This window comes from Actinosynnema sp. NPDC050436 (assembly GCF_040655415.1).
In the GTDB taxonomy this organism is placed as follows: domain Bacteria; phylum Actinomycetota; class Actinomycetes; order Mycobacteriales; family Pseudonocardiaceae; genus Actinosynnema.
The window spans coordinates 364,757-378,095 of the sequence record NZ_JBFAJV010000002.1; the positions used below are offsets into that span (position 1 = coordinate 364,757).

15 protein-coding genes are annotated in these 13,339 nt (G+C 73.9%); 9 read left to right on the forward strand and 6 right to left on the reverse strand.

Annotated features, from left to right (window positions below; all coding sequences use genetic code 11):
- Positions 1–133: 133 nt before the first annotated feature.
- Both AB0I60_RS05850 and AB0I60_RS05855 read left to right on the forward strand, forming a co-directional pair.
- The gene (locus AB0I60_RS05850; RefSeq protein ID WP_360726072.1) at positions 134–697 is read left to right on the forward strand and encodes a papain-like cysteine protease family protein; all 564 of its coding nucleotides are present in this window, start codon (positions 134–136) and stop codon (positions 695–697) included.
- A 10-nt stretch (positions 698–707) separates the two neighbouring features.
- Positions 708–1,571, forward strand: coding sequence for a hypothetical protein (locus tag AB0I60_RS05855; RefSeq protein WP_360726073.1), 864 nt, complete (start codon positions 708–710; stop codon positions 1,569–1,571).
- A gap of 23 nt (positions 1,572–1,594) precedes the next feature.
- Here AB0I60_RS05855 and AB0I60_RS05860 read toward each other — a convergent pair whose 3' ends face one another.
- Together AB0I60_RS05860 and AB0I60_RS05865 are read right to left on the reverse strand one after the other, a co-directional pair.
- Positions 1,595–2,617 carry a glycosyltransferase gene (locus tag AB0I60_RS05860; protein WP_360726074.1) on the reverse strand — a complete coding sequence of 341 codons (1,023 nt, stop codon included), beginning with the start codon at positions 2,615–2,617 and terminating at the stop codon, positions 1,595–1,597.
- Between the two features lie 63 nt (positions 2,618–2,680).
- Complete coding sequence (locus AB0I60_RS05865; protein ID WP_360726075.1) at positions 2,681–3,706, reverse strand: glycosyltransferase family 4 protein; 1,026 nt, start codon at positions 3,704–3,706, stop codon at positions 2,681–2,683.
- Positions 3,707–3,925: 219 nt separating this feature from the next.
- Here AB0I60_RS05865 and AB0I60_RS05870 point away from each other — a divergent pair, with 219 nt between their 5' ends.
- On the forward strand, positions 3,926–5,017 hold the full coding sequence (locus tag AB0I60_RS05870) for an ANTAR domain-containing protein (protein WP_360726076.1): 1,092 nt from the start codon (positions 3,926–3,928) through the stop codon (positions 5,015–5,017).
- 75 nt (positions 5,018–5,092) lie between these two features.
- Positions 5,093–5,257 carry a hypothetical protein gene (locus AB0I60_RS05875; protein ID WP_360726077.1) on the forward strand — a complete coding sequence of 55 codons (165 nt, stop codon included), beginning with the start codon at positions 5,093–5,095 and terminating at the stop codon, positions 5,255–5,257.
- Here the strand turns inward: AB0I60_RS05875 and AB0I60_RS05880 are convergent.
- Both AB0I60_RS05880 and AB0I60_RS05885 read right to left on the reverse strand, forming a co-directional pair.
- Positions 5,242–5,928, reverse strand: coding sequence for a hypothetical protein (locus tag AB0I60_RS05880; RefSeq protein ID WP_360726078.1), 687 nt, complete (start codon positions 5,926–5,928; stop codon positions 5,242–5,244). The two genes, AB0I60_RS05875 and AB0I60_RS05880, sit on opposite strands and share 16 nt — an antisense overlap.
- 73 nt (positions 5,929–6,001) lie before the next feature.
- Entirely contained in the window at positions 6,002–6,895 is an 894-nt protein-coding gene (locus AB0I60_RS05885) for an NADP-dependent oxidoreductase (RefSeq protein ID WP_360726079.1), read from the reverse strand.
- 70 nt (positions 6,896–6,965) lie between these two features.
- On the opposite strand from AB0I60_RS05885, the gene AB0I60_RS05890 reads away from it, so the two are divergent.
- The 5 genes from AB0I60_RS05890 (at position 6,966) to AB0I60_RS05910 (ending at position 11,642) form a co-directional block, all read left to right on the forward strand.
- Positions 6,966–7,553, forward strand: coding sequence for a helix-turn-helix domain-containing protein (locus AB0I60_RS05890; RefSeq protein ID WP_360726080.1), 588 nt, complete (start codon positions 6,966–6,968; stop codon positions 7,551–7,553).
- Between the two features lie 58 nt (positions 7,554–7,611).
- Positions 7,612–8,337, forward strand: a complete 726-nt coding sequence (locus tag AB0I60_RS05895) for a HEAT repeat domain-containing protein (RefSeq protein ID WP_360726826.1) — start codon at positions 7,612–7,614, stop codon at positions 8,335–8,337.
- Positions 8,324–9,388, forward strand: coding sequence for a MerR family transcriptional regulator (locus AB0I60_RS05900; RefSeq protein WP_360726081.1), 1,065 nt, complete (start codon positions 8,324–8,326; stop codon positions 9,386–9,388). The genes AB0I60_RS05895 and AB0I60_RS05900 overlap by 14 nt, the downstream gene beginning before the upstream one ends.
- 242 nt (positions 9,389–9,630) lie before the next feature.
- Positions 9,631–10,164, forward strand: coding sequence for a hypothetical protein (locus tag AB0I60_RS05905; protein WP_360726082.1), 534 nt, complete (start codon positions 9,631–9,633; stop codon positions 10,162–10,164).
- A gap of 407 nt (positions 10,165–10,571) precedes the next feature.
- Positions 10,572–11,642: a hypothetical protein gene (locus AB0I60_RS05910; protein WP_360726083.1), complete on the forward strand. Its 1,071-nt coding sequence runs from the start codon at positions 10,572–10,574 to the stop codon at positions 11,640–11,642.
- Between the two features lie 8 nt (positions 11,643–11,650).
- On the opposite strand, the gene AB0I60_RS05915 is transcribed toward AB0I60_RS05910, so the two are convergent.
- Positions 11,651–11,857, reverse strand: a complete 207-nt coding sequence (locus AB0I60_RS05915; RefSeq protein ID WP_360726084.1) for a hypothetical protein — start codon at positions 11,855–11,857, stop codon at positions 11,651–11,653.
- A gap of 19 nt (positions 11,858–11,876) precedes the next feature.
- Positions 11,877–13,103, reverse strand: a complete 1,227-nt coding sequence (locus tag AB0I60_RS05920) for a hypothetical protein (RefSeq protein WP_360726085.1) — start codon at positions 13,101–13,103, stop codon at positions 11,877–11,879.
- Positions 13,104–13,339 lie beyond the last annotated feature (236 nt).

The window sequence follows — 13,339 nt, forward strand, 5'->3', positions numbered from 1 at the left end:
TTTTCCCGCCGGACAACGACGATTCACCCGGGTGGGCGCAGTTCCCCGGCGCCTCTGTGTTGCGACGACGATCCGCGCTGTCATTGCGGTGCGGATCACCCGGCACTTCGTCGTTCGCACGGGAGGCAGGGAAATGGGCAGGTTCAAGCTCGCCACTGCGGCGTCGGCCGTCGCGCTGGCGGCCTGCGGGATGCTCGTGGCCGTCGTGGGCACGGCCCACGCCGAGTCGGGGTACAACAACATCGGCATGTACAAGCAGGAGAAGACCCAGTGGTGCTGGGTCGCCTCCGGGCTCACGATCGCCAAGTTCCAGGGCTACGGCAGCACCCAGGCGGACTTCTGCACCCGGGCCCAGCCCTACTACGGCTGCAACAACCAGCCGGCCACGCTGGACGACATGGCCAAGGCGTGGCGGAGCCTCGGCATGGGGAACCCCGGAACGGGGCTGAACAGCGCGGCGACGTTCAACCAGGTCTACACCGACGTCAAGGCGGCGCGGCCCCTCGGCGCGCGCATCGGGTGGACCTCCGGCGGTGGCCACATGAACGTCGTCTACGGCTTCGACACGTCGAACAACACCATCGGCGTGGCCGACCCCTGGCCGGACACCACCACCTACACGTGGTGGAACTACAACGACTACGTCAACAACAGCTCGTTCAAGTGGACCCACTCCCGCATCGGCATCTCCCGGTAAGGCAGGCGACATGCGCGAATCACGAACGTCCCGCGAGCGGACGGTGCCACGGCTCGCCCGCCTGGCCGCCGGCCTGGCGCTGACCGCGTCCGCCCTGCTGTGCGCCACCGGCTCGGGCAGCGCGGCGCGCGACCCGCTGCCGGCGGACATCCCCGACTACCAGGCGGCCCTCGCCGCCGTGAAGTCGCCCGCCGTGCTCGACGCGGTCTGCCGCTTCCTCGGCGTGCCGCTGCCCGAGGGCGGTGCCCCGGCACCGCTGGAGGTGCCGGACGAGGCCGAGCCGTGCGCGGGCCTGCCGGCGTTCAAGCTCAAGGACCCGTTGCCGGTCAACGAGATCACGCCGGGCTTCGTCTCCGGCCAGGTCAAGCCGACCGCCGCCGAGGCGGTCAAGCTGACCCACCTGGTGTCGTCGCTGGACGTCGCCGTGAACAACCGCCAGGCCACGGTGATGCTCGCGCCCAGCGAGGGCGGCGGCTGGCACCTGGCGGCGGTGCGCGACGGCGACGGCGACGCGGTGCACGCCGGCAAGGCCGAGCTGGGCAGCCTGGTGTTCTCCGAACCGCAGATCCGCGCGTGGTACCAGCTCAAGCTGCTCACGGTCACACCGCTCAACGAGCAGGCCCGGCAGGGGCTGGACGGTCGGGCGTCGATGACGTTGGCGGACTACCAGAAGCTGGTCCAGGAGCGCTACGCCGACAAGCTGGGCGGGTCGGACTACGACAACAAGGGGTTCTCCAGCGGGTACGCCACCGCGAGCAGGGTTGCGGAGCACGACACGTCCTCGGCGCCGCTGGTCCTCGGCGGCTCGGGCGCGGCGCTCGTGCTGGCGGGCGGCGCGTTCCTCCTGCACCGCCGCCGGCGCACCACCGGCTGAGCCCGGTCCGGCCGGCGGTGCCGTCAGGTGACGGCCCGCCGGCCGGCCGGTGTGGACGCGATGGGCGCTGCTTTGTGGCGGCGCAGCCACCGCGTCGAGTGCGCGGCGGTCGGCAGGCGCTCACCGTGGTAGCGCACCCCGCCGAGCAGGACGCGCTGCGCCACCGCGATCCACGCGCAGGCGGCGCGTTCGGCGATCCACAGCGGGGCGAACGCGACCGTCGAAGCCGGGTAGACGCGCGTCCCGTGACGACGGCGACGCCCCCACTCGGCCAGCAGGATCCCGGCCACGGCGAGCGCGCCCGCGGTCCGGGCGGACCGGCGTCGCAGGACCGCCGCGACCAGGGCGGGCAGCACGGCGAGTTCGGCGCACAGGCGCGGGGGTTGGGCCAGGCTGTCGTACGCCTGGCGCACCCGCTGCGACCGGAAGTGGCGGGTGGTCGGCGGGACGCGCCCGACGAAGAGGTCCGGGACGTGCACGACCCGGCCGCCTGCGGCCCGGACGGTGCGCACCAGCTCCAGGTTCTCGAACAGCACGTCGTCGCGGTAGCCGCCCATGCCCAGGAACACCGCGCGCCGGACGCCGAGCGTGCCGGGGTAGTCGCTGCCGAACGCCCGGTTCAGCAGCGTCCGCGCGGTGTCCCACCGGGCGTGCCACGGCAGCGCGGTGAAGTAGTTCTGCGGCACCACGAGATCCGCGCCGTCCAGCACCTGGCGGATGCGCCGCAGCGCGTGGTCGTCGTAGCGCACGTCGTCGTCGGCGACGACCACCCGGTCGTGGGCGGCGGCGAGGACGCCGGCGCACACCCCGGCCACTTTCCCGTTGCGGGCACCGGGTACGACGTGGACCCGCAGGTGGGTGACGCGGCCCGGCCACCGCCGGGCGTGCCGCGCGAAGAGCGGGAGGGGCGAACCGTCCACCACGACGACCTGGCACCGCTCGGCCAGCCACCGCAGGTAGTCGGTCAGCTCGTCCAGCCCGCTGTCCTCGTTCCACCGCAACGGCACCACGTACGACAGCGGCGCGGGCACTTCTTCCGATTCCACGCCACAGAAGTGCCCGCAATCGCGCCGTTCATGCCGGAGCGGGCACCACCGACGAGAAGTGGCTCACACGTCCACTGCGGACAATTCCACGGCGGCAACCCGGCGGTCGGCCCGGTCGTCCGTCGCGGCGGTGTAGACGTCGGTCAGTTGGGCGGCCACGTGGTCCAGCGTGTACCGGGCCAGGACCCGGTCCGCTCCGGCCACCGCGTACGCCTCGCGCCGGCCGTGGTCGGTCAGCAGCGCGCGCAGCACCCGCACCAGACCGGTGCGTGCGCGCTGGGCGGGCAGCAGGCCGGTGACGCCGTGCACCACCACGTCGGACAGACCCCCGGCGGACGTCGTGCCGACCACCGCCACGCCGCACGCCATCGCCCGCAGGGCGAGCACAGACGGTCTGTCGTGCCACGGGCCGCACACCACGATGTCGGCGGAGCGCAGCAGGGACGGCAGTTCGCCGGTGTGACCGGCCACCCTGGTCACCTGGTCGGCGACACCGAGCCGGGCGGCCGTCTCGTCCACCGACGGCGGCCCGTCGAGCACCACCAGCTCGACGTCGGGCAGCGTCCGCACGGCGGCGACGAGGGCTTCGGGCACCTCGGCCCAGGCAGACGCGGCCGTCAGCAGCCGGAACGGCGAGCGCTGCACCGCGCGCGGCCCCTCGGGCGTGAACCGCGCCGGGTCGACGCCGTAGGGCACGACCGCGATCCGGGAGCGCCGGACGCCGAAACGCACCAGCACGGGCAGGTCGGCGGCGGAAGTGGCTACCACGCGCGTGGTGCTGCGGCAGATCGCGCGCTCCATGTTGGCCAGCGCGGCGGGCGTGTTCGCCATGTCCTGGTGCGTGTGCACGACGGGGATGCCGAGCGGGCGGGCGGCCAGCAACGCCGCCAGGCCGGACGTCCGGCGGTGCGTGTGCACCACGTCCGGCGGGTCGGCCGTCCACCTGTCGCGCAGAGCCGACACCACGGCGTCCAGTTCCGACGCCCGGGAACCGCCGGTCCCGGCGGCGTGGACGTCGACTTCGTGGCCCGCCGTGGTCAACGCCCCGGCCAGGTCGACGACCGGCGGGTCCTGATCGACCCGGGTCACCAGCGCAATTCGCATACAGCACGCCTCATCCGCGAGAGAAGGCTCGGCTGCTGGCTGAACCGTGCAGCCTCCACCGTACCTGCGCGGCGGTGCGGCGCAACTCCACTGCCGGGGGAACGGGCCGCTTCACGCGGTGGCGCCATTTCTGGGATACTCACCGCGAGACTCGTCCAGCAGCGCGGCAGCTCGCTCCTTCTGCGGCTGATTCGGGGTGTAGTCATGTACCACGGCGAAATCCGCCCTCCTGCCGAGTGCTCGGCGAACGCAGCGGCCTCCGCCCACGTCGTCTCCCTGCGCGGAGCGCTGGACGCCTCGGTGGCACCGATGGTGGGCACGGCGCTGTGGGGCAAGGCCGCGTCCGCGCGACTGTTCGTGGTCGACCTGACGCGGGCGAGCCTGTTGTCCGCCGCCACCGCCCGGGTGCTGTCCGACCTGGCCGGACAGCTCCTCGGCCAGGCGCGACAGGTGTGGTTCGCCGCGCCGGAGCCGCTGGCGGGCATCCTGAGCCGGGTGAACCGGGCGCTCACCTCCCTGGTTGTGCCCACGGTGTCGGACGTGGTCGTGGACGGGCGGTTCAGCCACTCGCACATCGACGTGCGCTGGCTGCGCAACCGGGCGCACATCGCGAGCGCCATCGAGGTGCTCCGCCTGCGGCACGGCATCGCCGACGAGAAAGCGGCATTCGCGCTTCTGCGCACCTCGTCACAGCGGAACAACGTGACCGTCCGGGCCTTGGCGCACGAACTGCTCAGCCCGCACCACGGAACTGCGCCGCCTCCGACCCGTCCGGTGCTGGAATTCGCCCCTCACGCCGTCACGACGTCCGAAGTGCTGGCCGCCCTGCTCGACACCGTCCTGCAGGTGACCAACGCGGGACGCGGGGACGTGCAGACCCTCGACATCCCCGAGGACGGTCTGTCGCTGGAGCACCAGCGCGGCTTCCAGGAGACCTTCGCCGACCACCTCCTCCACGTCCAGGGCAATTCGGCGGCCGACTCCGCGTGGCGGACCGGGCAGCGGGTGGTCGTCGGCGACGTCGCCACGAGCCCCGTCCTGGGCGCGGAGGACCGCCGGGCACTGCTGGAAGCCGGTGTCGTCGCCCTGCACAGCACGCCGGTCGTCACGCCGGACGGCACGTGCCTGGGCGTGGTGACCGACCACCACGCCGACCGGTCGGCCCTGCCGCACGCGCGCGGCGTGCTGCGCGCGGTGGACGAGGTGGCGTCGGCGGCCGGTGCGTGGCTGGACTGGCACCGCCGGGTGGTCGTGCCCGCCGCCGTCGCCGAGCTGCACGGCCTGGCCGGCCGCTGACCGCGCCCGCGCCGGTTTGGACGGGCACGCCCCGGGTAGGTCCAAGCCACCGCAGGAGGTGAGGAGGCGATCGCGTTGACCGGCGAGACCGACCCGGAGCAGCCCGTGACCGAAGAGGACGCGGAGGAGTTCGCCGAGGAGGCGGGCACCGACCCGACGGCCCAGGAGGTCGACGAGTACCGCGACATGATCGGCGATCCCGTGCCGGAGCCCCCGGCCGAGCCCTACTCGGAGACCTGAGCGGCCGGTGCCCCCATGGCATAACCGATCTTGGCGACCTCGTCGGCGACGGCCGCCAGGGTGGTGTCGGGGTTCAGCGCGGTGACCACCTGCGCCGTCAGGGGCCGGGTGGCGTACAGGTGCCGGACCGCGCCGAGGTCCACGGGCCGTTCGTAGTAGTCCTCGGCCCAGTCCTGGAACGCCTCCGGGGTGCCGTCGGTGAGCAGGCCGAACAGCCAGTCCGCGCCGTCCTGGTCGCCGCCCGGGAAGTTGATCCCGCCGTGCTGCCAGGACGCGTCGGCGGATTCGCGCCACATGCACGCGGTCACCCACGGCGTGCCGGTCTCGTCGGTAAAGGCACGGTGGCCGATCTGCGGGCGGAAGACCTCCGGCACGGAGTCGAGGACACCGGGCCACGGCTCGCCGTCCTCGGTGGCGTACGGGCTCATCGGGGACTCGTGGTCGAAACCGCGCACGTACGCGCCGAACGCGGTGAACGTGATGGAGTACTCGTTGCCCGCGCCGTCCCTCTTGAGGGCTACTTCCTCGCCGGGTGCCCACGCGGAGTCGTAGAGGTGGTGGCGGTCTTCGCTGTCCGGGTCCAGGACGACGTCCAACACGGCCAGCGCACGGCCGAGGTCGCGCAGTCGGGGGATGTCGGGCAGGCGGCGTGCGACGTCGTAGACGGTCATGGGCACATCCAAGTGCAGGGCGCGGTGACGTCCTGCGGCAGCCCGACCGCCCCCGCGCCCCGCATCGGTCCGGTCAGACGAGGATCACGCGGCGGCCTCGGGTGTGCCCGGCGTGGCTGTCGGCGTGGGCGGCCGGGGCCTCGGCGAGGGTGTAGGACTGCTGCACCGGGATGTGCAGCTTCCCCCGCGAGATGAGGTCGGAGGCCACGGCAAGCGCTTCCGCCATGTCGCCGGCCACGCCGGAGAACCGGACGCCCAGCTCCGGTGCGCCCAGGTCGGCGATGGAGACCACCGCGTGCGGGTCCCCGGTCAGCTCGACCAGTTCGCGGATCACGCCCGCACCCGCCAGGTCGAGGGCCGCGTCCACGGTGCCGAGGTCGCGCACCCGCTGCACCCAGCCGTCGCCGTAGGTGGTGGCCCGCGCGCCCAGGCCGCGCAGGTAGTCCTGGTTGGCGGACCCGGCCGTGCCGACCACCCGGATGCCGCGCTCGCGGGCGATCTGGAGCACCGCCGACCCGACGCCGCCGGCCGCGCCGCTGACCAGCAGCGTCTGCCCGGGGCGCACGCCGACCTGGTCGAGGACGCGCAGCGCGGTCTCCACGACGGACGGGTACCCGGCCGCCTCGGCGAACGGCAGCCCCTCGGGCACCCAGGTCCACGCCCACAGCACGGCGAACTCGGCGTAGGTGCTCGACCCCTCGCCGAACACGGGGTCGCCGACCCGGACGCCCTCGACGCCCGCGCCGACCTCGTCCACCACGCCGGCGGCGTCCTGCCCGACGCCGGAGGGCAGTTCGACGGGGTGCGCGGAGAGCACCTGGCCCTCCCTGATCCGCCAGTCGACGGGGTTGACGCCCGCCGCCCGCACGGCGATCCGGACCTGGCCCGGCCCCGCGTGGGGTTCTTCGGCGTCCACGAGCCGCAGGACGTCCGGGCCGCCGAACTCGGTGAAGCTCACCTTCTTCATGACGCCGAACGTAACACTAACGGTTAGCTTTCAGCAACGGTTACGCTTTTGCACCTGCTAGCATCCGGACGTGACCGTGCCCACCGGACGCCGTGAGCGCAAGAAGGCGGCGACCCGCCGGAAGATCGCCGACACCGCCCTGCGGCTCTTCCTGGAGCGCGGGTACGACGCGGTGGGCATCCGGGACGTGGCCGCCGAGGCCGACGTCGCCGTCACCACGCTGTTCTCCCACTTCGCCTCGAAAGAGGCCCTGGTGTTCGAGCAGGACGAGGACTTCGAGCACCGCCTCGCCCGCGCGGTCACCGACCGGGCCCCGGACGAGCCGCTGATCCCCGCCCTGCGGCGCGAGGTCGCGGCCCTGGTGCGGCACTGCACCGCCGACAGCGCCGCCCCGGTCCGGCGCATGGTCCACGGGTCGGCCGCGCTGCGCGAGCACGAGGAGTCGATGAGGCTGCGCCACGCCGAGTCGCTGGCCTCCGTCATCGCCGCCGACCCCCGCCTGGCGCGCAGCACGACCGCGTGCCGGACGATCGCGCGGTTCACCGTCGACGCCTACTCGCTGGCCCGCGACGCCGCCGACCCGGAGGCGGCGCTGGAGGAGATCTTCCGGATGGTCGAGGCGGCCTGGGCCGGTGCCGATCCCGCACCGCGAGAGTGAGCCCGCGGTCCGGGACTTGACCTTGACACGGTGTCAAGGCGTCCACTGGGTGCCGGAGGTGGTCCCGATCAACACCGCGTCGAACGACACCCCGCAGCGCGCCCACCTGGCCGCCGCACTCTCGGCCGAGAACTCCTCGGTCCGGCTCCAGGCCGCCCTGGCCGCCGGGTCGCACCCCGATCCCGCCCTCCTGGAGGAGCTGGTCGAGCGGTGCGCGGTCGAGCCCGACTTCTTCGTGCGGGACATGCTGTCCTGGGCGCTCACCCGCCTGCCGCCGGAGACCGCCCTGCCCCGGATCCGGCGCGAGCTGGACTCCGCCCGCGTCCGGGCCCGCAGCCAGGCGCTGCACACGCTGTCCAAGATCGGCGACAGGAGCGCGTGGACCTGGATCACGCGGGACATGCTGCGCGACGCCGACGACGAGGTGGCGCGGACCGCGTGGCGCGTCGCCGTCGCGCTCGTGCCCGAGCACGCCCGGCCCGGCCTGGTCGGCGAACTCGTCGGCCAGTTCGGGCGCGGCGGGCGGGACGTGCAGCTCAGCCTCAGTCGGGCGCTGGTGGACCTCGGTGACGTGGTCGAGCCCGCCCTCCTGGTCGCGGCGGCGAACCCCGACCCCGTGGTGGCCGCGCACGCCCGTGCCACCGGACTGCTGCTGCGGGACCCGGAGATCGGCTTCGACGCTGCCGTCCACGAGGCCAGGCGGCTCGTCGCGCTCGGCGCGGACCGGGCGGCCGACGTCGACGGGGCCGCCGACGCGACGGGGGACGCGGGTGCTGATCGGTGACGTGGCCCGGCAGTCGGGGGTGAGCACCCGGGTGCTCCGGCACTACGACGCCCTCGGCCTGGTGCGGCCGTCCGGTCGCACCACGGGCAACTACCGCGAGTACTCCGCCGAGGACGTCCGCAGGATCTTCCACGTGGAGAGCCTGCGGTCCCTCGGGCTCTCGCTCAAGCAGGTCGCCCGCGCGCTGGAGGACCCGGCCTTCACGCCCGCTGCCCTGGTCGGCGACCTCATCCGGTGGGCGGAGGACCGGCTGGCGCGGGAGCGCGAGCTGCTGGAGCGGCTGCGCGCGATCGACGCGTCGGCACCCGACGGGTGGCACGGCGTGCTGCGCGTCGTGGAGCTGATGCAGGGGCTCGGCTCGGCCAGCGCCGCCCGCAGGCAGCAAGCGGTGCTGGCCCGGTCGGAGGACGTGCCGGTGCCCGTCGAGCTGCTGGCCGGGGCGGTCCTGGCCGAAGCCGACCCGCACGTCGCGGGCGCGCTGCGCTGGGCGCTCGCCAGGGCGGGCGGCGACGGCCTGGCGGCGCTGGCCGTGGGCGCGCGCTCGGAGGACGTGGCCGTCCGGCGGCGCGCGGTGCCGGCGATCGCCGCGATGCCCGAGGAGGTCCCGGAGGTGACCGCGCTGCTCGCGGACGCGCTCGGGGACCCGGACGCGACCGTGCGCGGGCAGGCCGCACTGGCGCTGGGCCGGCGCGGGGTGCCCGCTTCGGTGCCGGCGCTCGTCGGCACGGTGGTCGAGGGCCACAACGACGTCGAGGCGGCGGAAGTCCTCGCGGCCCTGGCCCGGGACCACGGCAGCGCGGACGTGGTCCTGACCGCCCTGGTGGACGAACTGGCCGCGCACACCGGGGACTCCGCCCGACGCATCCGCCTGGCGCAGGCGCTGGTCGAGCTGCCGGGCACCGCCGCGTCGGACGTGCTGCGCCGACTGGCCGGCGACGACGACCCCGCTGTCGCCGTGGTCGCTGCGGCATTCGTGGGCGTGCTCGATGAACGGTCACGAAAGGGTGAGGACGACGGGGTTCGACGGCCCGGTTCGGCTGACGGCCGGTGACGAGCAGGGCGGGCGATCGGGTGTACCCGGCGCAACCGTCTCGAATACCTGGTGAAAAGGGCTCCGATACGGGTAGAAATTAGGAGCCGAGATATTCGACCGGTGCGGGTGCTCTCTTTGGATTGTTAAATTCACACTGGGGTTCTTCCGGTTGAGCCCGGTCGCGGGGATTCGCTAGCTTCACATTTCCCCGACGTGTCCTGCAACGCGTCGGATCTCCCTGCGATGGAAGGAAGAGCAACGTGCAGAAGTTGTTCTTGGCGCCTGCCCTGCTGGCGCTGGTCGTCGCCGTCCTGGTCGCCCCGGACTCCCGGGGCTCGTTCCTGGTGGAGGGGCACCCCACCAGCGTGGTCGAGGTCGCGCAAGCGCCCGCGAACCTGCTGTCCGCCGCGCCGGCGGCGGGGTGGCCGGTGCCCCGTGCCCGGACGTACCGCATCCTCAGCTCCTGCTCGGCCTACGCGTCGGCCATCCGGACCGGGGCGCGGGCGTGGAACGGGCTGACCGAGAGCGCCAACGGGACTCCGGTGGAGTGCCGCAACGGGTACATCGCCGACTGCGGCGGCGGCAGCCGGGTGGTCGGCTGCAACTGGGGGCAGGGTCAGCGGATCGCCCTCTACATGGGCGGCGTGAACGACGACGCCCTGTTGGCCGCGCACGAGTTCGGCCACGACTGGTACGGCCACTCCAGCTACCAGTGCGCGGGCTGGGGCAGCCCTCAGGAAGTGATGGCACCGACGATGTGCAACTACGGCGGTACGACGGCGTTCGAGCGTTGATCGCATTTCCGGCTGGGCCTCGACCGGGGGACTGATCGGGTGGTGATCGGGCGTCGGTGAGGAGTGGGTCGGTGCGCGGGGAGTGCCCGGGTGACGGGCGCTCCCCGCGTTCGCGTGCGGCAGTGCGCGGCCGGTGTGACGTGTCTCGTTCGGGTGGAGGGTGGATTCTCCCGGGCCCTGGTGGTTGACTAGCGAAGATGATCTTGGTTGCGCTCGGTGACGTTACCGCGCGAGCTACCCCTTTCGGGTTAATCGCTGGGGTGTTGGCCAGGGCGAATGGGCAGTGGGGGGTCCCATGGCGGCGGGGTGCGCGGAAAGATCCGGGGTTGCGCACCGATAGGGGAAGGCGGGTACGGCTACAGGTGCGGCCGGAGGCGGGGTTGGGCGAGGCGAAGGGGTAGTTGCCGGTGAGTCAGGCACGGGACGAGTCCGCCGCGATCGACGACCTGTCCGCGCTCTACGACCTGCTCGGTGCGGCAGCCCTACCGCCCGTGGTGGTCGCCGCCGCCCTCGGACCCGGCCGCGCGGACTTATCGAGCCCCGACCTGGCCGAGGTGGGCCGGTGGCGGGCGGACGGCTGGCTGGTCGCCACCTCCACGCCCGCGACCCGGTCCGTCGTGTCGCCGGAGCGCCGCCGCGCGGTGGTCGACCGGGTGGTGCGGGCGCTGCTGGACGACCTCGCGGTCGAGCGGGACGCGGGCGTGCGGTGGGTGGCGGAGGGCACGCACCGGGTGGTGCTCGCCGTGGCCCGGCTGGCGTCCGCCGAGGTGCGGCCGTCGGCGGCGGTGTCCCTGCTCGCGCTGCTGTGGGCGGCACCGGGCGCGGCGGGGTTCGAGCCCGACTTCGCCCGGGAGGCGGTCGACCTCGGCCTGGACGCGGCCTCGGCGGCCCGTGACCCGCACGCGCTCGCCGGGCTGCTGCGGGCCGCGTCGCGGTGGTCCGAGGCGCGCGGGGACCTGGCCAGGGCCGAAGAGCTGGCGTCGTGGGAGTGGGAGGTGTGGCGGCGGCTCGACGACCTCCCGGAGATGGCCGCGACGCTGTGGCGCCGCGCCGGCATGTTCGCCGCCCGCCGCCGGGGCGACCGCGAGCTGGGCTGCTACGAGCGCCTGGAGTCGCTGCACCGGGGCGAGCACGCGCGCCCCCGGCTGGCCCGGGTGCTGGCGGCCAAGGGCAGCGCGTTCCTGGCCTACGGCCGGGTGCCGGCCGCCGTGGACGCGTTGCAGCGCGCGGAGCGGATGGTGCGGTCGCTGCCCGACTTCCCGCCGGTGGAGCAGGCGGCCGTGCTGGAGTGGTCCGGGCGCGCGCTGTGGGCGTCCGGGGAACCCGGCGTGGCCCGGCGGCGGTTCTTCGACGCGCTGGCGCTGCTGGTCGACCGGGACGAGCCGGGTGCCGACCGGGTCCGGGACCTCCTGGCGCACGACCGGGGTGCGGAGCTGCCGCCCGCGCACCCGGACCGGTTCCCGGGCGCGCGGGCGTGAGACCGGGGTCAGTCGTGGTGGCGCAGCCACGGGAGCACGTGGTCGGCCGCTAAGTTCGCCGCGGCGACCACCAGGGACGCGACGCGCAGCGGGAGGTCCAGCCACGGGCGCGGCGCAGCCGGTTCCGGGCGCAGCGGCGGTGTCGGGCGGGGACGTGCCGCGCCGGGGCGCCGGGACGGGGACGACGCGGGTCGGGGGCGGTGGGGACGGGTCATCGTCTCGCTCTCTCGGGGGCTAGCGGGGTGGCTCGGGGGCGAAGGTGGCCGGGATCTGCTGCGGGATCGCGGCGCGTTGCAGGGTCAGCACGTCCATGGCGCGGTCGCAGACGAAGATCTTGAACGGGTGCTGCGCCAGCACCCGCAGCGTCCCGTTCCGCTCCAGGTCCTGGGTGATCTTCCAGGCGGTCTTCGGGCTGATCCCGTGCCGGACGGTCAGGGCGTGGCTGCTGGTCACCGGCGCGGTCGGCAGCGCGGCGACGACCGCACGCAGCGCCGGGGACTTCCGGGCCTCGTCGGCCACCCGGTCGCGCAGCTCCTCGCGCAGCGCGGCCTGGGCCTCGACCAGGTCGAGGTTGGCCACCGCCTGCTCGTGGACGCCGCGCGCGAAGAACTCGACCCACGGCGACCACGGGCCGCCCCGGACGAGGTCGCGCAGGTGGCGGTGGCACTCCTCGCCGCGCTCGTCGAGCCAGTACGACAGGGACAGCGACAGGTCGCGGGTCAGCCCCCTGCGCACCATCTCGGCGCTGGAGAACAGCTGGGACACGTGGCCGTTGGCCTCGGGGTAGGGCCGGCTCAGCTCCAGCACGGCGTGCGCCACCGCGATCCGGACCAGTCGGGGGCCGACGAGCGGGGAGGCCACCCAGCGGTCCCACTCGGCGAGCGCGTGCCCCAGCTCGGCGGGCGGCGTGGTCCGCGCGTAGGGCGGGCTGTCGGGCGCGGCGGCGAGCACGCCCTCGTCCCGGCGCAGCCCCTCCCGGGCGGAGCGCGGCGACTTCCCGGTCAGCGCGGCGCTGACCTCGCCGTGCAGGTCGATGTCATTGCGCCGGCCGTTCGAGATCTCGCGCTCCAGCAGGCGGGCGGCCCCGATGAACCGGCTCAGCGGGTCCGCGCCGGCCTCCCCGGCCGGTGCGGACCGGTCGTGGTGGGTCAGCACCAGCGCCGCCTGCCAGGTCTCCACCGGGGTGGCGGTGTGCCCGGCCAGGCGCGCGGAGTTGAGCACGTCGCGCAGTTGCAGGCAGGTGACCAGCGCCGCCGGGTCCGCCACGCCGCGCACCGCGTGGTCGAACGCCCCGGCGGCGTGCTCGGCCAGGCACATCAGGGCGTGGGCGCGCGGGGACACCTCGACCTCGTCCGCGAGGTAGGTGAACCGGTAGACCGGCAACGCGGCGGTGTCGGCCCCCGGGCCACCGGCCCCGCGCGACCCGTCGCGCTCGCGCGGGGGCTGGGAAGCTGGTCGCATGGCGGCAAGACTGGCGCAAACGGAGTTGGCAACGCAAATTCGGCGGTGACCCGTTCCGATGATCAACTTCAGGTGGAATTCCGGTTGTCGCAGGGCTGTGACCAGGGCTTTTGTTCGAATGCTCACGAATGGGTCCGTGTCTCCGCGAAAGTGCGGCTACGGCGGGCACCGCCGGCGCGGGTGATCAGGTCGAACCGGCGTTCGAGCCCGGTAGCTGCTCGATTCCAGGGCCGGTG